21 protein-coding genes and 1 pseudogene are annotated in these 24,679 nt (G+C 66.4%); 10 read left to right on the forward strand and 12 right to left on the reverse strand.

The window, feature by feature from the left end:
- Window positions 1–60: 60 nt before the first annotated feature.
- Entirely contained in the window at window positions 61–1,920 is a 1,860-nt protein-coding gene (locus AB6724_RS14905) for an Hsp70 family protein (RefSeq protein ID WP_369339311.1), read from the reverse strand.
- A gap of 2 nt (window positions 1,921–1,922) precedes the next feature.
- Window positions 1,923–2,588 (reverse strand): DUF2760 domain-containing protein, encoded by a 666-nt coding sequence (locus AB6724_RS14910; RefSeq protein WP_369339312.1) that lies wholly within the window; start codon window positions 2,586–2,588, stop codon window positions 1,923–1,925.
- A gap of 368 nt (window positions 2,589–2,956) precedes the next feature.
- On the opposite strand from AB6724_RS14910, the gene AB6724_RS14915 reads away from it, so the two are divergent.
- The gene (locus tag AB6724_RS14915) at window positions 2,957–3,859 is read left to right on the forward strand and encodes a transporter substrate-binding domain-containing protein (RefSeq protein WP_369339313.1); all 903 of its coding nucleotides are present in this window, start codon (window positions 2,957–2,959) and stop codon (window positions 3,857–3,859) included.
- A gap of 111 nt (window positions 3,860–3,970) precedes the next feature.
- On the opposite strand, the gene AB6724_RS14920 is transcribed toward AB6724_RS14915, so the two are convergent.
- Window positions 3,971–4,888 carry a LysR family transcriptional regulator gene (locus AB6724_RS14920; protein ID WP_369339314.1) on the reverse strand — a complete coding sequence of 306 codons (918 nt, stop codon included), beginning with the start codon at window positions 4,886–4,888 and terminating at the stop codon, window positions 3,971–3,973.
- Window positions 4,889–5,057: 169 nt separating this feature from the next.
- Here AB6724_RS14920 and hglS point away from each other — a divergent pair, with 169 nt between their 5' ends.
- From hglS to AB6724_RS14945, 5 genes are all read left to right on the forward strand, one after another.
- A complete protein-coding gene (gene hglS, locus AB6724_RS14925; protein ID WP_369339332.1) occupies window positions 5,058–6,455 on the forward strand; it encodes a 2-oxoadipate dioxygenase/decarboxylase HglS in 1,398 nt (465 codons plus the stop codon).
- Window positions 6,452–7,687: an aminotransferase-like domain-containing protein gene (locus AB6724_RS14930; protein ID WP_369339315.1), complete on the forward strand. Its 1,236-nt coding sequence runs from the start codon at window positions 6,452–6,454 to the stop codon at window positions 7,685–7,687. The genes hglS and AB6724_RS14930 overlap by 4 nt, the downstream gene beginning before the upstream one ends.
- A 103-nt stretch (window positions 7,688–7,790) precedes the next feature.
- Entirely contained in the window at window positions 7,791–7,970 is a 180-nt protein-coding gene (locus tag AB6724_RS14935) for a hypothetical protein (RefSeq protein ID WP_369339316.1), read from the forward strand.
- Between the two features lie 131 nt (window positions 7,971–8,101).
- Window positions 8,102–8,974, forward strand: coding sequence for a hypothetical protein (locus AB6724_RS14940; protein ID WP_369339317.1), 873 nt, complete (start codon window positions 8,102–8,104; stop codon window positions 8,972–8,974).
- Window positions 8,975–9,182: 208 nt separating this feature from the next.
- Window positions 9,183–9,890 carry a riboflavin synthase subunit alpha gene (locus AB6724_RS14945; RefSeq protein WP_369339318.1) on the forward strand — a complete coding sequence of 236 codons (708 nt, stop codon included), beginning with the start codon at window positions 9,183–9,185 and terminating at the stop codon, window positions 9,888–9,890.
- Window positions 9,891–10,029: 139 nt separating this feature from the next.
- Here the strand turns inward: AB6724_RS14945 and AB6724_RS14950 are convergent, their stop codons facing one another.
- The 3 genes from AB6724_RS14950 to AB6724_RS14960 form a co-directional block, all read right to left on the reverse strand.
- Entirely contained in the window at window positions 10,030–12,507 is a 2,478-nt protein-coding gene (locus tag AB6724_RS14950; RefSeq protein ID WP_369339319.1) for a heavy metal translocating P-type ATPase, read from the reverse strand.
- Window positions 12,508–12,592: 85 nt separating this feature from the next.
- Entirely contained in the window at window positions 12,593–13,363 is a 771-nt protein-coding gene (locus AB6724_RS14955) for a class II aldolase/adducin family protein (protein WP_369339320.1), read from the reverse strand.
- Window positions 13,345–14,226, reverse strand: a complete 882-nt coding sequence (locus AB6724_RS14960) for a TauD/TfdA dioxygenase family protein (RefSeq protein ID WP_369339321.1) — start codon at window positions 14,224–14,226, stop codon at window positions 13,345–13,347. The genes AB6724_RS14955 and AB6724_RS14960 overlap by 19 nt, the downstream gene beginning before the upstream one ends.
- A 247-nt stretch (window positions 14,227–14,473) precedes the next feature.
- On the opposite strand from AB6724_RS14960, the gene AB6724_RS14965 reads away from it, so the two are divergent.
- The gene (locus AB6724_RS14965) at window positions 14,474–15,127 is read left to right on the forward strand and encodes a TetR/AcrR family transcriptional regulator (RefSeq protein ID WP_369339322.1); all 654 of its coding nucleotides are present in this window, start codon (window positions 14,474–14,476) and stop codon (window positions 15,125–15,127) included.
- Window positions 15,128–15,176: 49 nt separating this feature from the next.
- Here AB6724_RS14965 and AB6724_RS14970 read toward each other — a convergent pair whose 3' ends face one another.
- From AB6724_RS14970 to AB6724_RS14995, 6 genes are read right to left on the reverse strand one after another with little or no spacing between them, the layout of a single operon-like run.
- Complete coding sequence (locus AB6724_RS14970; protein ID WP_369339323.1) at window positions 15,177–16,916, reverse strand: acetyl/propionyl/methylcrotonyl-CoA carboxylase subunit alpha; 1,740 nt, start codon at window positions 16,914–16,916, stop codon at window positions 15,177–15,179.
- Between the two features lie 11 nt (window positions 16,917–16,927).
- Window positions 16,928–18,556, reverse strand: a complete 1,629-nt coding sequence (locus AB6724_RS14975) for a 5-oxoprolinase subunit B/C family protein (protein ID WP_369339333.1) — start codon at window positions 18,554–18,556, stop codon at window positions 16,928–16,930.
- Between the two features lie 17 nt (window positions 18,557–18,573).
- Window positions 18,574–19,332, reverse strand: coding sequence for a LamB/YcsF family protein (locus tag AB6724_RS14980; RefSeq protein WP_369339324.1), 759 nt, complete (start codon window positions 19,330–19,332; stop codon window positions 18,574–18,576).
- A 19-nt stretch (window positions 19,333–19,351) separates the two neighbouring features.
- Window positions 19,352–20,017, reverse strand: a complete 666-nt coding sequence (gene pcp / locus AB6724_RS14985; RefSeq protein ID WP_369339325.1) for a pyroglutamyl-peptidase I — start codon at window positions 20,015–20,017, stop codon at window positions 19,352–19,354.
- A gap of 16 nt (window positions 20,018–20,033) precedes the next feature.
- Window positions 20,034–20,987 carry a DUF979 domain-containing protein gene (locus tag AB6724_RS14990; RefSeq protein WP_369339326.1) on the reverse strand — a complete coding sequence of 318 codons (954 nt, stop codon included), beginning with the start codon at window positions 20,985–20,987 and terminating at the stop codon, window positions 20,034–20,036.
- Window positions 20,984–21,703 (reverse strand): DUF969 domain-containing protein, encoded by a 720-nt coding sequence (locus tag AB6724_RS14995; RefSeq protein ID WP_369339327.1) that lies wholly within the window; start codon window positions 21,701–21,703, stop codon window positions 20,984–20,986. The genes AB6724_RS14990 and AB6724_RS14995 overlap by 4 nt, the downstream gene beginning before the upstream one ends.
- Before the next feature lie 304 nt (window positions 21,704–22,007).
- Here AB6724_RS14995 and AB6724_RS15000 point away from each other — a divergent pair, with 304 nt between their 5' ends.
- The 3 genes and pseudogenes from AB6724_RS15000 to AB6724_RS15010 form a co-directional block, all read left to right on the forward strand.
- Window positions 22,008–22,685 (forward strand): GntR family transcriptional regulator, encoded by a 678-nt coding sequence (locus AB6724_RS15000; protein WP_369339328.1) that lies wholly within the window; start codon window positions 22,008–22,010, stop codon window positions 22,683–22,685.
- Between the two features lie 348 nt (window positions 22,686–23,033).
- Window positions 23,034–23,639: a helix-turn-helix domain-containing protein gene (locus tag AB6724_RS15005; protein ID WP_369339329.1), complete on the forward strand. Its 606-nt coding sequence runs from the start codon at window positions 23,034–23,036 to the stop codon at window positions 23,637–23,639.
- A gap of 405 nt (window positions 23,640–24,044) precedes the next feature.
- Window positions 24,045–24,614, forward strand: a pseudogene (locus AB6724_RS15010) (transposase); the annotation flags it as partial.
- Window positions 24,615–24,679: the final 65 nt, after the last annotated feature.

Below are 24,679 nucleotides of genomic sequence, written 5' to 3' on the forward strand. Positions count from 1 at the left end.
AACAAAAAAGCCCGCCGAGTTTCGAGTTCAGCGGGCTTTTGCAACATGGCTCAACCAAGCTTATGCAGCGATGTCCTGCGTCTGTGCACGCACATCAAACTCCACCTTCCAGCGCTCGCTGCCGCCCACAGGCACAGCATTGAGCTCCAGCGTGCCGATATCGGTCACGCGCGCATGCAGGGTGACGGGGACAACCTCGCCGGGCTGGCGGCCCTCGGCGGGCAGATGGGCTTCGATTTCCTGCAGCTCCAGCAATTCTTCGGGGCCCCAGAAGTCCAGCATGGTGCCCACGGCGTCGCTGCGGCGCACCGATGAGCCGAAGAAGCGCAGGCGCACGGGCTCGCCCACGACCAGGCCGAATTCCTGGGCATCCAGCGCCACTTCCGTGCCCTCTTCCATGCCGAAGGGCGCCAGGCACAGGGCCGAGATCGGCGGCTCCATACCGGGAATGGCGGGCATATTCGATTCCACGCCCACGTAATAGCTCTGCGCCGTGCCGCCGCGTATGCGCACACCGCGGCCCTCGCGTACATGGCCGTAATAGGCGGCACCGCGCGCCACGGCCAGGTCGAGGTTGGCGCCATCCAGCAGGCGTGCGGCCTCTGCACCTTCAGCGGCCAGCCAGCCGTTAACGACCTCGAGAATGCGCTGCTCGATCTGTGCGGCCTTGAGCACGCCGCCGTTGAACAGAATCGCCGTGGGGTGCAGGAAGGAGGCGCCCGCAGGTTGCGTGCCCTGCAGGCCTGCTATCTGCTCGGTGGCGCCGGCCTGGCGCGAGAGAAAGGCCGCCAGATGGCGGGTGACGGCCGCGTCCTGCGCATAGGGCAGGCCCAGCTGAGTCAGTGCCGCACGTGCACGGGTCTGGGGCTTGTCGCTGACCGCGACCTTGGGGAAGAAGCCTTCGACCAGCATGGCCAGCACTTCGGCGCGCGTGACTTCGGTGCGAATGCTGCCGCCGATCAGCTTGCTGCCACGGCTGGGCACGACCACGGGCACGGATTGCAGGCCGGCATCGGCCAGCAACTGCTCCTTGGCCGCACGGCAGCCGTGGGCCAGGGCGCGGGTCTGCCAGGCATCGAGCTGCTTGCCTTCCTGGGCCAGCTTGCGCGCCACGCCATAGGCCAGGGCCAGGTCCATATTGTCGCCGCCAAGCAGAATGTGCTCGCCCACGGCCACGCGCTGCAGCTCCAGATTGCCCTCACGCTCGAGCACGGCGATCAGCGACAGATCGGTGGTGCCGCCGCCCACGTCCACGACGAGGATGACGTCGCCATTCTTCACCTGCTTGCGCCAGTCGCCGCCGCTGGCCTGGATCCAGCTATAGAGCGCGGCCTGGGGTTCTTCGAGCAGGGTCAGGTTCTGGAAGCCCGCGGCCTTGCAGGCCTCGGCCGTCAGCTCGCGCGCGGCGGGATCGAAGGAGGCGGGAATGGTGACGGTGATGTCCTGGGCATCGAACGGCGCTTCGGGATGGGCCTGCTCCCAAGCCCAGCGCAGATGCGACAGATAGCGGATCGAAGCGCTCAAAGGCGAGACGCGATGCACCTCGGGCGGCGCATCGGCCGGCAGCAGGGGGCTGCGGCGGTCCACGCCGGGGTGGCACAGCCAGCTCTTGGCGCTGGACACCAGGCGGATGGGCGTGGCCGCGCCGCGCGTGCGCGCGAATTCACCAACCACAAAGTCCTGCTGGGCACCCCAGGGCAGGGCCATGTCGGCGGCAGAGAGTTCGCTCTCGTGCGGCAGGTACAGAAACGACGGCAGCAGAGGCTTGGCCTCGACGCTGGCCGGGCCGGTGAGCTGGGGAATGTCCAGCACGCCCTGCACCACCTTTTCGCCATCGCTGGCCATCCTGTCCACCCAGGACAGCGCGCAGTGCGTGGTGCCCAGGTCGATGCCGATGCTGAATTTTGCGTTGTTGTCCATGCTCACAGCTCCACCTCGGCTTGCGCGATGACCTTTGCGGCCTGGATGTCGGTCAGCTGCGGCAGCTTGACTTCCGTCACCTGCCAGCCGCGGTGGCCCAGGGTGCCGGCGAACGGCGCCTGGCCCACCACATTGCCGGTCAGGCGCACGGCGGTGGCATCAAAGCCGGCCTGCAGCGTGACGCGCGCGCCCTCGGCTTCGCTGCGCACGGGCGCAATCGCGAAATGCTCGCGCAGCACCTTGCGGCAGCCCTCGTGCACCACGCGGGCCGCGGCACCGATCTCGGCGTCGGTGTAGGGCGCGACCTCTTCCTGGATGAAATCCACAAAGCGCGCCTCGCGCTGCAGCAGGCCCAGCAGCTGCAGGGCCGCGGTATCGGTGGGCACCTCGACGGTCTTCTCGACCAGTTTTTCGACCGGCACCTCGACGCGTTTCTCCACGGTCTTTTCGACGATCTTTTCCACGGGCACTTCCACGCGGACTTCGACGATCTTCTCGACGGGAACCTCGACGCGCACTTCCTTGGGGACGACATCGGCGGCAAAGGCCTCGCCGGCGCGCACACGGCTCACGTCAGCGGCCAGACGGCCATTGCCGAGGATGGCGAAAAAGCTGCCGATCGCGATGGCGATGCGGCTGAGGAATGAGGGGGGAGTATTGGCGGTCATGGAATCTGTCTCATAACAGGTTCGCGCATGCCAGGATCATCTGCCCTCGCGGGCCGGCGCTGCGCAAACCGAAAAAGAGCCGGACCCGGCGGCATGGCCCGGCCCTGGCAGCAAAGCCGGGACGCAGGGGAACATATGCGCGCGGGCCTGTGCAATAGGCGCAGATGTTACCCAAAAGCACAAGCTGCCGTCCCGCTATGGCTTTGCGCCCCCTGGGCATGGGGCCGCAGGTCATACGCACAGCGCATGACCTTCTTCCGTTTCATCGTTATGAGGCCACTGCTATTTGCCCGATAGTTGATGCAGGCACTTGACGGCCGGCGCATTCCGCCAGCTTCTGCCACCCCACTTTCCGAGGAGACTTCCCCATGCGCTTGATGACCGCGAACATAACGCTGGCATGCACCGTCCTTCTGGCCGCTTTCGGCGCCCAGGCACAAACCGCTCAGAACGGCACGCTGGACAAGGTCCAGAAGACCGGCAAGGTCGTCATCGGCGTGCGCGAAAGCTCCGCCCCCATGGCCTATGCTATAGGCGCCAACCACCGCTTCACCGGCTACCACGTGGAGCTGTGCGAGAAGGTCCTGGCGCAGATTGCGCCCGGCGCCAAGATCGAATACATGGCCATTACCGCCCAGAACACCATGCCCCTGGTGCAGAACGGCACGGTGGACCTGGGCTGCGGCCCCACGACCAACAACCTCAGCCGCCAGAAGCAGGTGGCTTTCGCCGTCACCACCTATGTGAGCCAGGTGCGCATGGCCGTGCGCGCCGACTCGCCCGTGACCTCGTTCAAGCAGCTCGACGGCAAGACCGTGGCGGCCTCGGCCGGCACCACCGCCGTGCAGCTGCTGCGCAAATACAGCCACGACAACAATGTGAAGCTGCCGACCCAGCTGGGCAAGGACCACTTCGAGAGCTTTCTGATGCTGGAGTCCGGCCGCGCCGACGCCTTTGTGCTCGACGACAATCTGCTGGCCGGCGTGATCGCCAACTCCAAGGACCCCAAGGGCTACAAGATCGTGGGCGAGGCGCTGGGCTCCGAGCCCATCGCGCTGCTGATGCGCCGGGACGACCCCACGTTCAAGAAGGCCGTGGACGATGCGCTGGTGCGCATGATGAAGTCCGGCGAAGTCGCCAAGATCTACGACAAATGGTTTATGCAGCCCATCCCGCCCAAGGAGATGCCGCTGAACCTGCCCATGAGCGAGACGCTCAAGCAGCTGCTGCAGGAGCCCAACGACAAGCCGCTCGAAGCCTATAGCAGCTAAGCACCGGCTTTGCTTCGATAGCTTGAAGCGCGCGATGCATGCGCACTTCAGCTGCTTTTGAGCTTGTAACCCTTAAAGGAGCTGCGCCAACAGCTCCTTTTTTCATGGACGTCACGGCGCGGCGGGCGGCGCGAAGTCCTGAGCGGCCTGCTTGAGCCAGCCCTGGAAGGCCTGCAACGGCGGATAGGCGGAGCGGCTGGTCGGCCAGGCCAGGTAGTAGCGTTCGGCGCTCTCCACCTCGGGCAGCTGCGGCAGGGCCTGGACCAGATCGCCGGCCTGCAGCTCGCGCAGGATCAGGAACTTGGGCAGCAGCGCCACGCCCACGCCGGCGATGGCGGCCTGGGCCGCCGTCGCAAACTGGTCGAACAGCATGCCCTGCATATCGCTGGCCTCGCAGCCCTGGCTGCCGAACCAGCGCCGCCAGGCGTCGGGGCGCGAGGCCAGATGCAGCAGCGGCGCGCGCAGCAGATCCTGGGGCCGGGCAAAACCGTGGCGGGCCGCGACCTCGGGGCTGCAGGCCGGCACCACGGTCTCGCTCATCAGGAACTCCAGCTCCGCGCCAGGCCAGTTGGGCAGGCCGAAATGGATGGCCGCGTCCACGGCCTCGAGCTGGAAATCGAACTGCGACAGCCTGGTGGTCAGATTGATGGTGATGCCCGGATGCGCGCTGAAGAACTGCGGCAGCCGCGGCGCCAGCCAGCGCGTGCCGAAAGTGGGCAGTATGGCCAGGTTCAGGCTGCCGCCCTGCGGATTGGTGCGAAAGCCCAGCGTGGCGTTGGAGATGCGCACCAGGGCCGCGCGTATCTCCTGCGCATAGGCCTGGCCCGCGGCGCTGAGGCGCACGGTCTGGCGCTCGCGCACGAAGAGCTCGGTGCCCAGGCGCTCTTCCAGCGCGCGGATCTGGCGGCTGACGGCGCTTTGCGTGAGATGCAGCTCGGCCGCGGCCGCGGTAAAGCTCTGGTGCCGCGCCGAGGCCTCGAAGGCGCAGAGCAGGGACATGGGGGGCAGAAAGCGTCGGGACAGCTGCATGGTCGGAGCGGTAAGAAAGGGCTGGAACACAGGTTCATTCCATTTTGGTATGACCTGCAGGCCGGATTATCGTTTGACCGAAGTCAGGACAGCGCAGAACATGTTGCGTATCTTTGCGGCCCAGCCTGTGGCGCGGCCGTTCCAGTCAACCCAGCCCTTCTGTCCCGTCATGAGTGCCACGCATTCCTCCAGCCCCCGCCTTGTTTCCGCCGACGAGATCCGCACGCGTTTCTCGCGCGCCATGTCCGAGATGTACCGCCAGGAAGTGCCGCAGTACGGCACGCTGATCGACCTGGTGGCCGAGGTCAACGCCCAGGCCCTGCAGGCCGACCCGGCGCTGCGCGAGCGCATGGCCAGGAGCGGCGAGCTCGAGCGCCTGGACGTGGAGCGCCACGGCGCCATCCGCGTGGGCACGGCCGAAGAGCTGGCCACGCTGCGGCGCCTGTTCGCCGTGATGGGCATGGAGCCCGTGGGCTATTACGACCTCTCGGTGGCCGGCGTGCCCGTGCACTCCACGGCCTTCCGCCCCGTGCATGACGACGCTCTGCTGGCCAACCCGTTTCGCGTCTTCACCTCGCTGCTGCGCCTGGAGCTGATCGCCGATGCGGCGCTGCGCGAACAGGCCGCCCAGATCCTCAAGCGCCGCCAGATCTTCACGCCGCGCGCGCTGGAACTGATAGACCAGGCCGAGCGCGACGGCGGACTGGACAGCCAGGATGCCGATGCCTTTGTGCAGCAGGCGCTGGAAACCTTCCGCTGGCATAGCGACGCTACCGTGGACGCGGCCGCCTACGAGGCCCTGCAGAAAGCCCACCGCCTGGTGGCCGATGTGGTGTGCTTCAAGGGCCCGCACATCAACCACCTGACGCCGCGCACGCTGGACATAGACCTGGCCCAGGCCGGCATGCCCGCGCGCGGCATGGACGCCAAGGACGTGGTCGAGGGTCCGCCCCAGCGCGCCTGCCCCATCCTGCTGCGCCAGACCAGCTTCAAGGCGCTCAAGGAGGCCATACGCTTTACCGGCGCCGACAGCGCCGGCGCCCATACCGCGCGCTTCGGCGAGATCGAGCAGCGCGGCGTGGCGCTGACGCGCAAGGGCCGCGCGCTCTACGACGAGCTGCTGGGCCTGGTGCGCTGCATAGACAACGCGGGCAGCGCCGCGCCCGACTATGATTACCGTCTGCAGCAGGTCTTTGCGCAGTTCCCCGACACGCACGAGGAATTGCGCAACCAGGGCCTGGCCTTCTACCGCTACAGCCTGACCGAGCAGGGCCAGGCCCGCTCGCCTCAGAGCGCCGCCGATGCCGACCTGGAAGAACTGATCGCCCAGGGTCTGGTGGAGGCCGAGCCCATCACCTATGAAGACTTTCTGCCCGTGAGCGCGGCCGGCATCTTCCAGTCCAATCTGGGCGGCGAGGAACAGAAACAATACCAGGCCCATGCCGCGCAGCAGGTCTTCGAGAGCGCTCTGGGCGCGCGCGTCCATGACGAGATCGCCCTCTACGAGGCCGCCCAGCAGCAGTCCATGGCCCGGGTGCGCACGGCCCTGGCCGGAGCCCTCGCATGAGCCCGGTGCTGGCCCCGTTTGCCGCGCCGTTTGCCGAGCCCGCGGGCTCGCCCATACGCGAGCTGTTTCCCTATCTGTCCCGCCCCGGCATGATCTCGCTGGCCGGCGGCTATCCCTCGCCCAGCCTGTTCGATGCCGAGGGCTTGGCTCTAGCCGCCCAGCAGGCCATGGCCCAGGGCCAGTCCGCGCTGCAGTACGGCGCCACCGAAGGCCTGGCCGAACTGCGCGAGGCCCTGGCGCTGCAGGCGCGCGAGCGCGGCATGCAGGCCGCGGCCGCCGATGTTCTGGTGACCACGGGTTCGCAGCAGGCCTTCGATCTGCTGGTGCGCGTGCTCGTCGAGCCCGGCGACACGGTGCTGGTCGAGGTGCCGGCCTACCCGGCCACGCTGCAGGCCCTGCGCCTGGCCCAGGCCCGCATCCTGCCCATTCCCATGGACGAGCACGGCCTGCAGACCGATGCCCTGGCCCAGCTGCTGGCCGCCCTGCCCGCGCAGCAGCGCCCCAAGCTGCTCTACACCGTGCCCAACTTCTCCAACCCGCGCGGCACCCTGCTGGCGGCCGAGCGCCGCGAGGCCCTGGTGGGCCTGGCCCTGGAGTACGGCTTCCGCGTGGTGGAGGACGACCCATATGGCGAGCTGCGCTTCGACGCTCCCGACGGCGCCCCCCAGGCCATGCCGGCCACCGTGCGCGCCACGGGCGAGCGGCTGGCCGCGGCGGGCAGCAATCCGGTGGTCTATCTGTCCAGCCTGTCCAAGACCGTGGCGCCCGCGCTGCGCGTGGGCTGGATGCTGGCCGACGCGCCCCTGCTGCGCCGCTGCACCGTGGCCAAGCAGACGGCCGATCTGTGCACCTCGCCGCTGACCCAGTCGATCGCGGCCTGCTATCTGCATAGCGGCCGCTACCCGGCCACCGTGCAGCGCGCGCGCCGGGAATACCAGCGCCGCATGCAGGCCCTGGTCCAGGGCCTGAGCGAGGGAGAGGACAGCGGCATACGCTGCTCGCGCCCCGCGGGCGGCATGTTCGTCTGGGCCGAGCTGGACCGCCGCATAGACCCGCAAAAGCTTTTCGACGCCGCCGTGGCCCAGGGCGTGATCTATGTGCCCGGCAAGGCCTTCTATCCTGCAGCCCCCGATCTGCACACGCTGCGCATGTCGTTTGCCGCGCCCGAGGTGCCGCAGATCGCGCAGGCCGTCGAACGGCTGCGCACGGCCGCGCAGCAGGCTGCGGGCTAGACTGCCTGCCCTGGCATCGGCAATGTCCGCAGGGGCTATGCCGGCGCCGGCTGCGCCGACAGGCAGCGCGCGGCATAATCCAGGCTCCGACATCCCCTATCCCATGGCCTGCCTGCATCTGACCACCGCCGCCCGCCTGCGCCGCTTTGCACTGACTGCAGAGCCGGCCGCGCGTGCCTGCGTGCTGCGTGCGCTGCACACCCGCCGCCATGGTGTTCCTACCGCCTTCGTGAGCCTCAGCGGTGTCACGGCCATGCTTTCCGCCGCCGTGCGGACGGCATAAGGCACAGCCCTGACCATCCGTACGGCCCCAAGCACTGCTCACCACAGGCGCATGGGAAAGGCCAGGCCACACCTGCCCTACAGGCCCTTGCCACGCGCCCGATTTCCTCGACGGATACCGGAGGCTTGGCCATGGACATGGAACTCACTCAGAATTTTTTGCGCGGCAAAAACCCTTGCGCCATGGGTTACCGCTGGTTTGTGCGCAACAACCTCGCGGGCGGCGACTACCAGGCCGCCATGGACACCCAGGTGGCCGCGGGCCGCGTGGAGGATGCGCGCTGGCTGCTGCAGAACTTCGGTGCCACCAACACGGTGCTCGAGGTCGAGCACCTGGAGGCCGACAACCTGGTGTTTGCGGGCACGCTGATCGTGCATGGCGATGTGCGCGTGCCCGGCCAGCTGCTGGTGGGCCGCAGCCTGCGGGTGGGCGGAGGCATACGCGCGGGCAGGCTCGAAGCCGGCGAAGACATCCACAGCGACGGCGCGATCTTCGCAGGCGAGCTGCTGCAGGCCGGCGGCGACATCAAGGCCGCCTGGAGCGTGGAGGTCCAGGGCGAGTTGCGTGCCGAGGAGCTGCGCACAGGCTGGGAGCTGCGCTGCAACAGCCATGTGAGCCTCAAGGGCGGCGCGCATATAGGCCAGGACGTCGAGGTCCAGGGCGATATGCGCTGCGGCAAGGGCTTGCGCGCGGGCCGCAGCATCGCCGTCCAGGGACTGCTGGAGGTAGGCCACGGCATTGCCTGCAACGACCGCATAGACTGCGGCAACCATGTCCAGGCGGGCTGGGGCATCAAGGCGCTCGGCGATATCCGCGCGGCCTGCAGCATACGCAGCGGCGAGACCCTGCAGGCCGACGGGGAGATTGCGGCCGGCCCCGGCTACGGCGTGTTTGCGGGCATGAATGTGCAGATGGATGCCTGGCCCGATTGCGCCTGGGTGCGCGCGCTGCGCAAACCCTCGGGCCTGGTGAGCGGCTTCTGGGAAGCCGCTGTCACCCCCTGAGGCGCTGCGCCTAGGCGGCCCCGCGCCCTCCCCCTCTCTCTTCGGGAGGGGGACGACACCCTCGCCGCGAGACGGCTCTTGCCCGGTGTCTCTGATGAAGACCCCATGCGCGCGTACAGGTCACGCTACCCGGTCAACGCAGGCAAAATAGCTTTTTTGAGCTGCGGCCGGCGCCTTGTACCGGCCTGTTGAGAAGAGAGGCTTCCCCGTGTTTACCGGCATCATCCAGGCCGTGGCAAAAATTGCCGCACTGCGCGACCAGGACGGTCTGCGCACCTTCACCATGGAGTTCCCCGCAGGCTTCTGCCAGGACCTAGCCATAGGCGCCAGCGTCTCGCACGACGGCGTGTGCCTGACGGTGACGGAAAACCTCTCGCCCACCAGCGCCAGCTTCGACGTGATGCTGCAAAGTCTCAACATCACCACGCTGGGCCAGTACCGGGTCGGTGACACGCTGAACGTGGAGCGCGCGGCCAGGGACGGCGCCGAGATCGGCGGCCACCCGCTGTCGGGCCATGTGGACTTCACGGCGCCGCTGCTGGAGGTGATGCAGACCGAGACCAACCACAAGATCCGCTTCGGCATTCCCGAGGCCTTCCGGCCCTATGTGTTTGCCAAGGGCTATATCGCCGTCAACGGCGCCAGCCTGACGGTGGCCGAGGTGAATCGCAAAGAAGGCTGGTTCGAGGTCTGGCTGATTCCCGAGACCCTGCGCATGACGGTGTTCGGCCACAAACAGGTCGGCGATCTGGTGAACATCGAGATCGAGCGCAGCACCCAGGTGGTGGTCGATACCGTGCGTGAAACCGTGGAGGCCAGCCTGGGCCGGCTCAAGCCCGTGCTCGAAGCCCTGCTGCAGGAAAAAGGCCTGAGCCTGGACGACTTTGTCGACGTGCCCCGGCTGGACAAGCAGTAGACCCAGGCGATCCGCTCACCATACAAGAGCTGCCAGCGCCCGTGCCTTGTGGATTTCAGATGGGAACCCCTCCGAAACTCATGCAGGCCCTGCGCTGGCAGCTCTTGTTTTATTCACCTCGGCATTCGCGGTCCGGGGCTCAAGGCTTGAATCTCTTCAGCCTTAGCGCATTCGAGAGCACAAACACGCTGGACAGCGCCATGGCACCGGCGGCAAACACCGGCGACAGCAGCGTGCCGTTGACGGGATACAGAACGCCCGCGGCCACGGGGATCAGTGCCACGTTGTAGGCAAAAGCCCAGAACAGGTTCTGCCCGATGTTCTGCATCGTGGCCTTGGACAGCGCGATCGCCTTGGGCACGCCGCCCAGATCGCCCGACATCAGCACCACATCGGCGGCCTCGATGGCGATGTCCGTGCCCGTGCCGATCGCAATGCCCACGTCGGCCTCGGCCAGCGCGGGCGCGTCGTTGATGCCGTCCCCCACATAGGCCAGCGTGCCATGCTCGGCCTTGAGGCGCTTGACCGCATCGACCTTGCCGCCGGGCAGCACCTCGGCCACCACCTCGTCTATGCCCAGCTGGCGCGCGATGGCCTGCGCGGTATGCCGGTTGTCGCCGGTGATCATGGCCACCTTCAGGCCCAGGCCGTGCAGCGCGTCAATGGCAGCACGCGTCGTGGGCTTGATGGGGTCGGCCACGGCAATCATGGCCGCGAGCTGCCCGTCCACGGCCGCATACAGCGGCGTCTTGCCCTCGTCGCCCAGGCGGGCCGCAGCGCCCGCAAAGCCTTCCACGCTCAGGCCCAGCTCGCGCATGAAGCGGTCGGCACCGATTTCCACCCTGGCGCCATCGACCATGGCGCGCACGCCAAAGCCGGTCACCGACTCAAAGGACTGCACGGCCGGGATGGCCAGGCCCTCGGCCCTGGCGGCATCGACAATGGCGCGCGCAATCGGGTGCTCGGAGCGGTCCTCCACGGCCGCCACCCGGGCCAGCACGGCGGCGCGCTCCAGCCCCTGGGCCAGCAGCAGATCGGTCAGCTCGGGCCGGCCCTTGGTCAGAGTGCCGGTCTTGTCCACGGCCACCACCTGGGCATCCTTGAGCTGCTGCAGCGCCTGCCCTTGGCGCAATAAAACGCCCATTTGCGCGGCGCGGCCCGTGCCGACCATGATGGAGGTCGGCGTGGCCAGGCCCATGGCGCAGGGGCAGGCGATGATGAGCACGGCCACGGCATTGACCAGCGCGAAGCTCAGCGCGGGCGACGGTCCCCAGACCAGCCAGACGCCGAAGGTGAACAGCGCAGCCGCCATCACAGCCGGCACAAACCACATGGTGATCTTGTCCACCAGCGCCTGGATCGGCAGCTTGGAGCTCTGGGCCTGCTCGACCATGCGGATGATCTGCGCCAGCAAAGTGTCGGCACCGACCTTGGTGGCCTTGAACGCCAGCGCGCCGTTCTGGTTCACGGTGCCGCCCACGACCTCGGTGCCCACGCTCTTTTCCACGGGCACGGGCTCGCCGCTGATCATGGATTCGTCGACAAAGCTGCTGCCTTCGACCACCTCGCCGTCCACGGCAATGCGCTCGCCGGGCCGCACCTCGATCACGTCGCCGGCGCGCACCTGGGCAATGTCCAGCTCCTGCACCAGGCCGCCGCGGCGCACACGCGCGGTCTTGGCCTGCAGCTGCACCAGGCGGCGAATGGCCTCCGAGGTATTGCCCTTGGCACGCGCCTCCAGGAAGCGGCCCAGCAGGATCAAGGCCACGATGACGGCCGCCGCCTCGTAGTACACATTGACCGTGCCCTCGGGCAGCCATTGCGGCGCGAAGGTGGCCACCACCGAATAGGCAAAGGCCGCCGAGGTGCCCACGGCCACCAGAGAGTTCATATCGGGCGCGCCGCGCAACAGGGCCGGCACGCCCTTGGCGAAAAAGCGCCGCCCCGGGCCGAACAGCACCACCGTGGTCAGCGCGAACTGCAGATACCAGCTGTTCTGCGTGCCGATGCTGGCCGCGATCCAGTGGTGGAAGGCCGGCAGCATATGGCCGCCCATCTCCAGCAGAAACACGGGCAGCGCAAACGCGGCGGCAAAGACCAGCGAGCGCTTGAGCGCTGCGCGCTCGGCGGCCTGGCGCCGCGCCATGGCGTCTTCGCCGGTGGCGGCTGCCTGCTGCTCCACGGGCCGCGCTTCGTAGCCGGCCTTCTCGATGGCGGCAATCAGCATGCCCACATCGGTGTCGCCCTGCAGCCGGACGCTGGCGCGTTCGGTGGCTAGGTTCACGACGGCGGACTGCACGCCGGGCACCTTGGCCAGCGCGCGCTCCACGCGGCCCACGCAGGACGCGCAGCTCATGCCATCGACCTGCAGGTCCACGCTTTGCGCGGGCACCGCATAGCCGGCTTTTTCGATCGCGGCCACGGCCAGCGGCAGCACGGCGGCCGCGCTGGCCGGATCATCGACCTTGAGGCTGGCTTTTTCCGTGGCCAGATTGACCACGGCCTCCTGCACGCCCGGCACTTTCTTGAGCGCCCGCTCCACGCGCCCCACGCAGGATGCGCAGGTCATTCCTTCAACCGACAGCTCAAAGGCGCCGCTTTTGGTCAGTGCATTCATCGCGTTCTCCATTCACGTTGAATGCCACTGTAGAGATTGACATCATGTAAAGGTCAAGCCCTGGCCGTTTTTTTCAAAAGCCGGCCTAGTCCAGCACCGTAGGGTCGCGGCGGATTTCCTCGCGGCACATCGCCTCCCAGAGAAAGGGAAAGCCATGCTCGTCGGTGCGCTCGCCCGTGGCCCGCACCACCTGCGGCGACAGCGGATTGCCTCCGCCCAGGGCCTGCACGCGCCACGCCAGGCGGCAGCGCCACTCCAGCGTGATGGCCCGCAGATGCGCCTGGCGTATGTTTGCCCCTACCACCAGCGCGCCGTGGTTGGCCAGCAGCGCCCACTTGCTCTGGCCCAGCGCCATGGCGGCCGCCTTGCCCAGCTCGCGCTGCTCCACCGTGCCGCGGTATTCGTCATAAACCACGGGGTCGGTGTCCACCAGGGCCGAGGTCTGGTCGTACACGGGCGGCACACGACCCGTGGCGGACCAGACCGAGCTCCACTCGGGATGGTTGTGTATCACCACGCGCACATCGTGGCGCGCTTCGTGCACATCCATATGCAGCCGTATGGCCGGGGTGATATTCCACTCGCCCTCGATCACGGCGCCTTTTGCGTCCAGCCGCAGCATGTCCGAGGCCGTGAGCTCGCTCCAGGTCAGCTCCCAGGGATTGGCCAGATAGCTGCCGTCATCGAGACGCAAGGTGATATGGCCGGCGATATGGTCGTTATAGCCTTCGCGCGCGAGCACGCGGCACAGCAGCGCGAGCTGCTGGCGCTCGCTGAGATCGGGCAGCAGCGGCCTGCGGCCGGGGCGCGGAGCATACCTGGCAAGCAGTTCTGGGTTCAGGCCGTCGTGCCGCATGCTGCCTCCTGTTCGTTGTGCTTTTGTGCGGCAGTGCCCTGGCGTGCAAAGACCGAGGCGCGGTGCATGCGGCGCTGGTGCGGGGCGTAATCCATGATGGCGTTGTGCACCACGCTGCGGTTGTCCCAGAGCACCATGTCGCCCAGCGTCCAGCGGTGCTTGAACAGGAATTCCACCTGCATGCAGTGCGCATGCAGATAGGCGAGGACGGCCCGGCTTTCGGCGGGCGCCAGCCCCTCTATATGCGTGACATAGGTGGGGCTGACGTACAAGGCCTTGCGTCCGGTGACGGGATGCCGGAGCACCACGGGATGCAGCTGGCGGCGGTTCTGCGCCACCACCTCCACATAGCGCTCGTGGGTGACGATGCCGTTCTGCAGCGCGGCCGTCATGGGCGCGTTCATGTCATGCCAGGCGCACAGGCCCTCGAGGTACTGCTTCATGCGTTCGGACAGCGCGTCGTAGGCACTCGTCATGCTGATCCAGCAGGTATCGCCGCCCACGGGCGGCAGAATGCGCGCCTGGGTCATGGTGACGATGGGCGGGCTGGGCAGAAAGCTCTCGTCGTGGTGCCACATATCGGCGCGGTCGCCGAGTTTGGAGTCGATGACCGTGATCTGCTCGTATCCGGCCCCCAGATTGGGGTAGAAGGTATGGACCTCGGGCTCGCCGAAATGCCGGGCAATGGCCAGATGCTGCTCGGGCGTCAGGCCCGGCACATGCAGCACCAGCACCTCATGCTTGAGCAGCGCGGCCTCCAGCTGCCTGAGGGTCGGCTCGGACAGCTTGCCGGCCATGTCCAGCTGCAGCGCCTCGGCGCCGATACGCGGGCCCAGGGGGTTGACGGTAAACGGGTGTGACAAGTTCTTCTCCTCTTCGATCCGGTGTCATGCTTGAGCGGCAGCGCCCGTGCCTGCTTTGCGGCGCCGGCCCAAACTCCTGCCGGGCGGCCTTTGCCGTTAGGATTCGAAGCCGCCAGCGCACACAGTCTAGGCAGCGAAAAACGCTTTTTCCACTCGCATTGGGCGGCCCCGCGAGCATCGGCAAGCCGTTGATGGGAAAGGGAAAAACACCGATACCGCCCGCCTCTTGAGACAGGACTTGCATTTCATGAAGCCCACATCGCCGTCACGCCCCAAGGACCTGCTGCCCCAGCCGCGCAAGCTGCCGGTGCAAAACCGCTCCCGGGCGCTGGTGGAGGCGATCGCCGAGGCCTGTCTGCGCATACTGGACAGGGAGGGCGAGGAGGCCTTGACGGTGAACCGCATCGCCGAGGTCTCTGGCGCCACCGTGGGCTCCATCTACCAGTACTTCCCGAACAAGGAGTCCATGATTGCGACGGTCTACGAGCGCATCCTGGACCAGGAGTCCGCGCAGCTCCACCGGATGCGCGAGCAGCTGCACTGCCTGCCTCTCGATGGCGTGCTGCGCCAGGTCTTTGCCAACATGATTCGGGTGGAATTGCGCCTGCATCAACTCAGTCCCGGCTTTCATGCGCGCTATCGCTCTGCCCTGCATCTGGGGCTGTGGCATGCGCCGCATACCAGCACGCAGGACTTCATCAACGCCACCTGGCTGCCGCTGCTGCAGATGTATGCCTGCGAGGTGCAGAGCGATCACCCGCAGCTGACCGCCTATCTGCTGGGCAAGGGCCTGCGCGAAGTCATCCACAGCACGGTGCAGGACATGCCCGAGCAGGCGCAAGCCCCGGCCTTTCTCGATGCGCTGGTGGGCATGGCCATGAGTTGCGTGCAGCCTCGATGAAAACCAAAACGCGGCCCCGAGGCCGCGCTTTGAATTTGCCGCCTACGGCTTAACGGATATGCGCGATCACCGCGCCCAGCGCCTGGGCCGAGCCCGCCTGGGCGGCCAGCGCGATGCGCCCGCTGCGGTGGGCCGTAACCTGCATCTCCATCTTCATGGCTTCCATCACGGCGATCACATCGCCCTCCTTGACCTCGGCGCCGTCCTCCAGCTTCCAGGCATGGAGATTGCCCGCGATCGGCGAAAGCACGGCATCCGGGTCCACGGCTTGCGTGGCGCCTGTGGCCTGGCTTGCCGCACCGGGCGCGCTGGCCAGGCCCTGCAGCAGCATGGCGGGCAGGCCCAGCTGCACGCGGCGGCCGTCGATCTCGATGGCGGTGCGCACCAGGCTGGTGTCGGGCTGGGGCTCGGCGCGCAGGGCGGCGGCCAGCGGCTCGGCAAAGTCCGACTCGATCCAGCGCGTATGCACCTTGAAGCCAGTACCACCCGCGACATCGCCCACGAAGTCCGCATGCGCTATCACGGCGCGGTGAAAGGGCAGCACCGAGGCCACGCCCTCGATCTTGAACTCTCGCAGCGCACGGCGCGCACGGGCCAGGGCCTGCTCGCGCGTGGCACCGCTGACGATCAGCTTGGCCATCAGCGAGTCGAATGTCCCGGGCACCACCGAGCCGCTGTGCACGCCCGAGTCCACGCGCACGCCGGGGCCGCTGGGCGCCTCGAAGCGCGCGACCGGGCCCGGCGTGGGCAGAAAGCCCCGGCCCACATCCTCGGCGTTGATGCGGAACTCTATGCAATGGCCCAGGGGCTTGGGGGTTTCGGTAATGCTCAGCGGCAGGCCGTCGGCCACGCGCAGCTGCTCGATCACCAGGTCCACGCCCGCGGTCTGCTCGGTCACGGGATGCTCGACCTGCAGCCGCGTGTTGACTTCGAGGAAGGAGATCGCGCCGCTGGTGGAGAGCAGGAACTCCACCGTGCCCGCGCTCACATAGCCGGCCTCGGCGCAGATGGCACGCGCCGCGCTGTGGATGCGCTCGCGCTGCTCCTCGCTGATGAAGGGCGCAGGCGCCTCCTCGACCAGCTTCTGGTTGCGGCGCTGCAGCGAGCAGTCGCGCGTGCCCAGCACCACCACGTTGCCGTGGGTGTCGGCCAGCACCTGGGCCTCGATATGGCGCGGCCGGTCGAGGAACTGCTCGACAAAGCACTCGCCGCGGCCGAAGGCCGTGACGGCCTCGCGCACGGCCGAGTGGAAGAGTTCCTCGACCTCGTCCATGCGCCAGGCGATCTTCATGCCGCGTCCGCCGCCGCCGAACGCGGCCTTGATGATGATGGGCAGGCCGTGCTGCTCGGCAAAGGCCAGCACCTCGCCGGCGTCCTTGACGGGATCGGGCGTGCCGGCCACCAGCGGCGCACCGACCTTGAGCGCGATCTTGCGCGCCTCGACCTTATCGCCGAGCTTGGCAATGGTCTCGGGCCGCGGGCCTATCCAGGCCAGGCCCGCAGCTATCACGGCGCGCGCAAAGGCTTCGCTCTCCGACAGAAAGCCGTAGCCGGGGTGCACGGCATCGGCACCGGACTTCTGGGCGATCGCGATCAGCTTGGCGATGTTGAGATAGCTGTCCGCAGGCTTGTCGCCGTCCAGGCCATAGGCTTCGTCGGCCATTCGCGCATGCAGCGCGTCGATGTCGGCATTGGCATAGACGGCCACGGATTTCACGCCATAGTCGGCGCAGGCGCGGATGATGCGGACGGCGATCTCACCGCGGTTGGCAATCAGTACTTTTTTCATCAACTCACTCCTCATGCCGCGGTCGCAGGCGCAAGCTCTGCGAAGGCGCGGATGGGGTTAAAACGAATCCAGGCTCCGACGGGAATCTGCCCCGCCAGATCCAGGTGGTGGGGCGCCACGCAGCCGATCACGGGATAGCCGCCGGTCAAGGGATGGTCGGCCAGGAACAGCACGGGCTGGCCGCTAGCGGGAACCTGGATGGCGCCCAGCGGCGTGCCCTCGCTGGGCAGCTCACCGGTGATGGCGCGGCTCAAGGCCACATCGCCGGCCAGGCGCAGGCCCACGCGGTTGGACTGCGGCGTGACCTGCCAGCGCTGGCTGGCCAGCAAGGCCACGGCCTCGGGCGTGAACCAATCGGTGCGCGGGCCCAGAGTGACATCCAGCACCACCTCCTGCCCGGCCGCGGGCAGGGCTGCGGGCGGCTGCTGCGCCTCGCCCACGCTGGAATGCGATGCCTCATTCACGGCCAGCACCTGGCCTGTGCGCAAGGCCTCGGGCCCGACTTGGGCCAGGGTGTCGGTGCTGGCACTGCCCAGCACCTTGTCCACCGCGTAGCCGCCGCGCAGGGCAACGTAGCAGCGCGCACCCGCCACGGGCTGGCCTATGCGCAAGGTATCGCCATCGGCCAGCGCCAGCGGCGCATGGCCGGGCACGGCCCACTCGCGGCCGTCGGCCGTGAGCAGGCTCAGCGGTGCATCGGCGCCCGTGACGGCCACCACCTGCTCGCCCAGGCTTTGCAAGGCCAGGCCGCCGCCCACGGTTTCGAGCGCGGGGGCATCGCTGGCATTGCCGACCAGGCGGTTGGCGGCCTTGAGCGCGCCCTGGTCCATGGCACCCGAGGCCGATACGCCCTGCCCCGCCTGGCCATGGCGGCCCAGGTCCTGAAACACGGTGAGCAAACCGGTGGAGCGGACTTTTACCCCCTGAGCCGCCACGCGGCTTCCCCCCAGGGGGACGACACCTTCGCTGCGGGGCGGCCCTTGCTCGGTGTCTCTGGCCTGGAGCGCGCCAGCAGCTATGTTTTCAAGAGCAGCCACATCGACAAAGCGCACACGGTAGCCGGGCTGCAGGAGCGCGGGCAGGTCGCGCGTCAGGTCCCACATGGCCGTGTCGGTCACGCCTATGATCTGCCAGCCGCCCGGGCTGGCCTGGGGATAGACGGCGCTGAATGTGCCGGCCAGGGCCACGGCGCCCGCTGGCACCTTGGTGCGTGGCGTGGCGCGGCGCGGCACGTTGAAACAGGGGTCGCCCCCGGTCAGATAGGCAAAGCCCGGCGCGAACCCGGTAAACGCCACCGACCATTCGCTGCCCGTGTGGCGGCGCACCACCTCCTCGGCGCTGATGCCCAGGATCTGCGCCACCTCGGCCAGGTCCTCGCCGTCGTAGCGCACGGGAATCTGCACCAGCACATCGCTGCGCTGCACATTGCCGCCCAGATCGCGCCCCGCGATCTCGCGCACCAGCGCCGCGGCCGAGACGAGGTGCGGCGCGAACTGCACGAGTAGGGTGCGCGCGGCCGGCACCAGCTCGCGCACGCCGTGAATGGGACTGGCCTGCAGAGAGGCCAGCAGCGCCAGGGTCTGGCCCAGGTCGACCAGTTCCACCATCAGCGCCTGGGAGTTGACGGGCAGGAAACGCATGCTGTTCATCCGGCCGCTCATGCGGCAAACGAGGCGATCTCCACGCCTTCCTGCTCGAAGCGCAAGCGCAGCTGGCGCGCGATCGCCACGGCGCCGGGGCTGTCGCCATGCACGCAGATGGAGTCGGCCTCCACGCGCACCAGGCTGCCGTCCACGGCTTCGATCACGCCATCACGCACCAGGCTCAGCATGCGTTCGGCGATCAATTTTTCATCGTGCAGCACGGCGCCTTTTTCACGGCGCGAGACCAGGGCACCCTGGGGGGTATAGCCGCGGTCGGCAAAGGCCTCGGCCACCACGCTCAGGCCCGCGTCGCGCGCCCAGGCGATCAGCGGCGAACCGGCCAGGGCCATCAGCACCAGAGAGGGATCGATGGCCTTGATGGCGTTGATCACATCGGTGGCCTGGCGCTTGTCCTGGGCAATGGTGTTGTAGAGCGCGCCATGGGGCTTGACGTATTTCACCGCCGTGCCGGCCGCGCGGGCCAGGCCCTGCAGCGCTCCGATCTGGTAGATCACGTCGGCCACCAGATCGCTGCTGGCCACGTCCATGTTGCGGCGCCCGAAGCCCGCGAGATCGCGGTAGGCCACATGGGCGCCGACGACCACGTTGCGCGCCTGGGCGGCCTTGAGCGTGGCCAGAATGCCGGCCGCATCGCCGGCATGGAAGCCGCAGGCCACGTTGGCGCTGCTGACGATGTCGAGCATGGCGGCGTCGTCGCCCATGGTCCAGGCGCCAAAGCTCTCGCCGAGGTCGCTGTTCAAATCCATTTTCATAACTCTCTCCTTGCTGCCCTCAATGCAGCTGACCCGCGGTTTCGCGCAGATCCTGGTGCACGGTCAAGGCCGTACGAATCGCTTCGCGTATGCCTTCGATCTGGGTGGGCAGCGCCATGCTGGGCATGCCGGGCTGCTTGGCCGCCTGCTCGGGCAGCGCCGGCACATGGATGAAGCCGCCGCGCACGCCGGGGGCCGCGCGACGCGCCAGCCGGTGCATGAGCGCGTAGAACACGTGGTTGCAGACAAAGGTGCCGGCCGTGTTGGACACCGCGGCCGGAATGCCCTGCGCACGCAGATTGGCCACCATGGCCTTGATCGGCAGCGTGGAAAAGTAGGCGGCCGGCGCCTTGTCGACCACGGGCATGTCTATGGGCTGCAGGCCGTGGTTGTCGGGAATGCGCGCGTCGTCGAGATTGATGGCCACGCGCTCGGGGGTGATCTCGGAGCGGCCGCCGGCCAGGCCCAGGCTGATGACCAGCGTGGGCTGCAGGCCGGCCAGCGCTTCGTCCAGCACCTCCATGGCGCGGCCGAAGACGCAGGGCAGCTGCACGGCATGCACCACGCCGCCGGCGATGACTGCGCCGTCCAACGCGCGCGCCACTTCCCAGGAGGGATTCACGGTGTCCTTGTCAAAAGGCTCGAAGCCTGTGAGCAGAATGCGGGAAGCGGCGGTATCGGTCATGGCAGTCTTCACAAGATCAACGGAACATCAGGAAGTTGAGCAGGAACACATTGACGATCAGCAGCGTGATGGCCGTGGGAACCTGCGCACGAATCACGGCATTCCTGTCGATCTCCAGCAGTGCCGCAGGCACCAGATTGAAGTTGGCGGCCATGGGTGTCAACAGGGTGCCGCAATAGCCCGAGAGCATGCCCACCGCGGCCATCACGGCCGGGTCGCCGTGATACACGCCGACCAGCACCGGCACGCCCACGCCACCCGTCATCACCGGGAAGGCCGCAAAGCCATTGCCCATGATGACGGTGAACAGCGCCATGCCGACCACGTACACGGCCACGGCCACGAAGCGGATGTCCATGTTGATATAGGTGGTGGTCACATAGGCCACGGCCTTGCCCACGCCGGCATCGGAGAACACCAGACCCAGCATGCCCAGCATCTGCGGCAGCACCAGGGCCCAGCCCAGCGCATCGGTCAGGCGGTGCGACTCGCGCAGGCCTTGCATGGGCGTTTCGCGGGTCAGCTTGCAGGCCAGGCCCAGCGCGATCACGCAGCCCACGCCCAGGCTCACCAGCGTGGTGTTCTTGGGGTCCAGCAGGGGCGTGCCGCCGAACACCAGGTATTTGGCAGACAGCGTGCCGATCATGGTGATCAGCGGAATGGCCAGGGCGGGCACAAACAGCTTGTTGCCCAGGCGCTTGGCGCTTTCCAGGTACTCGGCATCGGTGCGCGGCTGGTGCTTGCCGCCCAGCACGCCGCCAAAGCCGGCGATCACGGCCATGACCACGGCCACGGCGCCCACCCACACGGGAGGCAGCTGATCGCCGACTAGGAACACGACCGCATACAGGCCCCAGAACAGGCCCGCCGTATAGCGGCGCGGGTTGCTGGCGTCGCGCAGCGTCATCACGGCCGTGATGGCCAGCACCACGCCGACCAGGTAGTACAGATATTGGATGGGGATGATCATGCTCGCTCTCCCTTGGCGCCCTGTTTTTCTTCAGCGATTTCCTTGGCCAGCGTCCTGTCCAGGCGACGCAGGCGGAAGGCATGGATCACAAACGCGCTGACGGCCGTCGGAATGCCCCACAGCGCCACGTGGATGGGTTCGACCTCGATGCCGGCCTCCTTGAGGAAGGTGGTCATCAGCACGATGGCGCCAAAGGCCACGAAGATGTCCTCGCCAAAGAACAGGCCCACGTTGTCCGTGGCCGCCGAGAAGGCGCGCAGCTTCTCGCGCACCTTCTGCGAGAGCTTGCCGTAGCGCGCTTCGGTCGCGCCTTCGGCCATGGGCGCCAGCAGCGGGCGCACCATCTGCGGATGGCCGCCCAGGCTGGTCAGGCCCACGGCCGCGGTGAGCTGGCGCGCGCCCAGATAGACGATGAGCAGACGGCCGGCGGTGGCCGACTTGATGGAGCTGATCCAGTTCTGCGCATGCTGGCGCAGGCCATGGCGCTCGAGCAGGCCGATCACGGCCAGCGGCAGCAGGATGATCAGCGGCAGATTGCGCGTCTTGACGAAGCCCGCGCCAATCGTGGCCAGCACCTTGTCGATGGGGAAACCGGCGGCCAGCGCCGTGCCTATGGCGGTGATGATCACCACCAGCATGGGATTGAAGCGCAGCGCAAAGCCGGCAATGATGATGAGCACGCCGATCAGCGGCCACAAATTGATGTCAGCAGGCATGTAGACCTCCAGAAACCTTGCCCCGTGGCCTTGCGGCTTCGGGAGCTACCAGGGCAGGAACAGCATCGCGCCAAACCTGCCCGCCTTCTTTCGGATGAGCGACATGCTTCTCGTAGGGAATCTGCACACCATCCAAATTGTTGAACAATCAAACAAAGATGACTGCACAAATATGATTCTTTGCAGAACAATAAATATTCACAAATAGAACAAACCCTAGGTTTCCCCAGATTTCATGGCCGTGTCCGCTCAACAAGCCAGTCGTTACACTCGAGTCCACAGATCGATGGCGAGACGGAGACCTATGAAAGCCGCTACAGACCCGCAGAACCTGACCGAGCGCATCGCCGATGAAATCCGCAGCAAGCTGGTGCATGGCGAATTCGCTCCGGGCCAGCGCCTGTCCGAAGCCGCGCTCAGCGAGGCCTTGGCCATCTCGCGCAACACCTTGCGCGAGGTGTTCCGCGTGCTGACCAAGGAAGGGCTGCTGGTGCACGAGCCCAACAAGGGCGTGTCCGTGGCCGTGCCCAGCATGGCTTCCATCATCGACATCTACCGCGTGCGCCGCATGATCGAATGCCAGGCCCTGGCCCAGGCCTACCCCATGCACCCGGCGCGCGCCTGGATGCGCGAAGCCGTGGAGACGGCCAGGCAGCAGGCCGCGGTCGAGAACTGGGCCGAGGTCGGCACCGCGAACATGGCATTCCACAAGGCCGTGGTGGCGCTGGCCGATAGCGAGCGGCTCAACGAGATGTTCTCCCACCTGCTGGCCGAGCTGCGCCTGGCCTTCGGCCTGCTGCGCGACCCGCATTTTCTGCACGCGCCCTATGTGGAGATGAACCAGCACATCCTGCAGACCTTTGAGGACGGCAAGCCCGCCGAGGCCGCCAAGGAGCTGCATGACTATCTGGTGCATTCAGAGCGGCTCATCCTTGGCGCCTATGCACGCAAGCTCTCGGAAAGCGGGCACAAGCTGGCTTGAAAGCGGTACTCATACACAGTACCTAAGGCTCTCCTGTAGTCGTCTGCCGCAATAAAAAAGCGCTCCCGAGGATGGTCGTAAAAACAGACCCAGTAACAACACCTCCCCTTAAGCCCTAGTCTTTCTATTCTGTAAAAAGTCACGCATCTACCAAAGCAGGTGAAGAACTAAAAAATAAAAGCCATAAAAACTGTCCCTCCTAAACTGGGGCCATCATCCAAGTACGGTGCTCCGTTGCACCATCAATGTTTGAGGAATTGCAGAGTGCGGACATACGATTGGCCGTGCAAAACAAGGAAACCTCTTTTTACACGGCCAAATCCATAGCGCGCAGTTGGCCTTTTTGATGTGAAAGCAAAATTACACAAAATAGAGGATTTGTGTAATCTTGGCTTCATACCCAAGCCCGCTGTTGCCCTAGAGAGCCTACCTCGCCCCGTCAAAGAATCGCTAGAAATTCTGGGGCATCACCTTCGTTTGAGTCGAAAGCGGCGTGGCGAGTCCTTGCGCGCTTGGGCGCTGCGCATGGATACGTCTGTTCCCACCCTGTCTGCCATAGAAAAAGGCGATCCACGGGTGAGCATGGGGGTCTACGCCACGGCCTTGTGGCTTGTTGGCCGGGATAAGGCATTGCGCGATCTAGCTAGTCCTGAGAATGACGCGCGAGCCTTGGTGCAGGAAGTTTCAGCAATCCCACACGATAACGAGCGAACCATGACGCGCGCCGACAAACGTGAGGTCGCGCTGTTCGCATTTCTTGCCAAGCAGGCCAAAGCACCAGATGAGGAGCAGTTGCTAAGCCAAGACTTTGACGAAGCGACGCGCGAGAACCTCGGTTTCTTGGTGCTGCTGCTGGCCATTACAGTCGAGCGTTATGCGTCGCTTGAGGCCATCACCAAGCTCAACTGTGTTGCGACCCAGTTACTGGGCCCGCGGCTCAACAACGAAGACTAGGGACGCTGGCTACGCTCTGGGCAGGTGAATGCTGGCCGCCTAGCCAGCTATATGGAGCAAGCTTTCGCCAATTCACGCTGACCGCTTGCGCTGGTTGTGACTGACCAGCCTACTGAATTTGTGCGGCAGAGCTCAGCCAGGAGGAGGAACCGTCAATTCGCTTATTTAGTGGGCGGCTTCAGGCTGATCTGAGTCATTTACGGACCTGTGCCCGGCAACAACGGCCAACACCTGCCGTTGAACGCTGAACGGCCACTTCATCCTCAGGACCGGCCGCTCGATTGCACGGCTCGCGGCGTACCGGCTCGAAGGACCGCTTCTGCGTTCTCCGACAGGCTCGTGTCGACTGTGGATTCAACTGGTCAATGCAACACAATGACCGCCTCTGGCGGAAGGAGTGTTGGCATGAAGCGAAGACCGCGGATTTACTACACCGAAGCTCAGAAGGCCCTGATGTGGGACCGCTGGAAAGCTGGTGATACCTTGCACGAGATCGGCAAGCTGTTTGACCGACCGCACACATCCATCCACACCATCCTGAGTGCAACGGGTGGCATCCGGCCTCCTGCAAGGCGCCGATCTCACTTGACTCTGTCTCTGGCCGAGCGCGAGGAGATATCACGCAGCCTGGCCGCAGGTGAGTCCATCCGCTGTGTAGCCAAACGCTTGAAACGAGCAGCGTCCACCATCAGCCGTGAACTCCTGCGTAACGGCGGCAAGACTTGCTACCGAGCTACAAAGGCAGACGAGGCGGCTTGGGAGCGAGCACGCCGCCCAAAGACGTGCAAGTTGGCCTGCAACCCTGAGTTGGCGCAAATCGTGGCGGGTAAATTGCAGAGTCAGTGGTCGCCCGAGCAAATAGCAGGGTGGCTCAAGCGCACTTACCCGGACGAAAAGGATTTGCAGGTGTCTCACGAAGCCATCTACCGCACGCTCTTTGTTCAAACACGCGGGGCTTTAAAGAAGGCTATGTCCCCGTTGAGTGTGGAAAAACGCCGATAGCCGCGAGGAGCATGGCTTGCGGGGTTGGCAGGCGATGG

The sequence above is a fragment of the Comamonas guangdongensis genome (assembly GCF_041079535.1).
In the GTDB taxonomy this organism is placed as follows: domain Bacteria; phylum Pseudomonadota; class Gammaproteobacteria; order Burkholderiales; family Burkholderiaceae_C; genus Comamonas; species Comamonas guangdongensis.

Coding starts and splice junctions, on each gene's coding strand:
- AB6724_RS14905 (WP_369339311.1), bottom strand. CDS start 1,920: ATGGACAACAACGCAAAATTCAGCATCGGCATCGACCTGGGCACCACG.
- AB6724_RS14910 (WP_369339312.1), bottom strand. CDS start 2,588: ATGACCGCCAATACTCCCCCCTCATTCCTCAGCCGCATCGCCATCGCG.
- AB6724_RS14915 (WP_369339313.1), top strand. CDS start 2,957: ATGCGCTTGATGACCGCGAACATAACGCTGGCATGCACCGTCCTTCTG.
- AB6724_RS14920 (WP_369339314.1), bottom strand. CDS start 4,888: ATGCAGCTGTCCCGACGCTTTCTGCCCCCCATGTCCCTGCTCTGCGCC.
- hglS (WP_369339332.1), top strand. CDS start 5,058: ATGAGTGCCACGCATTCCTCCAGCCCCCGCCTTGTTTCCGCCGACGAG.
- AB6724_RS14930 (WP_369339315.1), top strand. CDS start 6,452: ATGAGCCCGGTGCTGGCCCCGTTTGCCGCGCCGTTTGCCGAGCCCGCG.
- AB6724_RS14935 (WP_369339316.1), top strand. CDS start 7,791: ATGGCCTGCCTGCATCTGACCACCGCCGCCCGCCTGCGCCGCTTTGCA.
- AB6724_RS14940 (WP_369339317.1), top strand. CDS start 8,102: ATGGACATGGAACTCACTCAGAATTTTTTGCGCGGCAAAAACCCTTGC.
- AB6724_RS14950 (WP_369339319.1), bottom strand. CDS start 12,507: ATGAATGCACTGACCAAAAGCGGCGCCTTTGAGCTGTCGGTTGAAGGA.
- AB6724_RS14955 (WP_369339320.1), bottom strand. CDS start 13,363: ATGCGGCACGACGGCCTGAACCCAGAACTGCTTGCCAGGTATGCTCCG.
- AB6724_RS14965 (WP_369339322.1), top strand. CDS start 14,474: ATGAAGCCCACATCGCCGTCACGCCCCAAGGACCTGCTGCCCCAGCCG.
- AB6724_RS14970 (WP_369339323.1), bottom strand. CDS start 16,916: ATGAAAAAAGTACTGATTGCCAACCGCGGTGAGATCGCCGTCCGCATC.
- AB6724_RS14975 (WP_369339333.1), bottom strand. CDS start 18,556: ATGCGTTTCCTGCCCGTCAACTCCCAGGCGCTGATGGTGGAACTGGTC.
- AB6724_RS14980 (WP_369339324.1), bottom strand. CDS start 19,332: ATGAAAATGGATTTGAACAGCGACCTCGGCGAGAGCTTTGGCGCCTGG.
- pcp (WP_369339325.1), bottom strand. CDS start 20,017: ATGACCGATACCGCCGCTTCCCGCATTCTGCTCACAGGCTTCGAGCCT.
- AB6724_RS14990 (WP_369339326.1), bottom strand. CDS start 20,987: ATGATCATCCCCATCCAATATCTGTACTACCTGGTCGGCGTGGTGCTG.
- AB6724_RS14995 (WP_369339327.1), bottom strand. CDS start 21,703: ATGCCTGCTGACATCAATTTGTGGCCGCTGATCGGCGTGCTCATCATC.
- AB6724_RS15000 (WP_369339328.1), top strand. CDS start 22,008: ATGAAAGCCGCTACAGACCCGCAGAACCTGACCGAGCGCATCGCCGAT.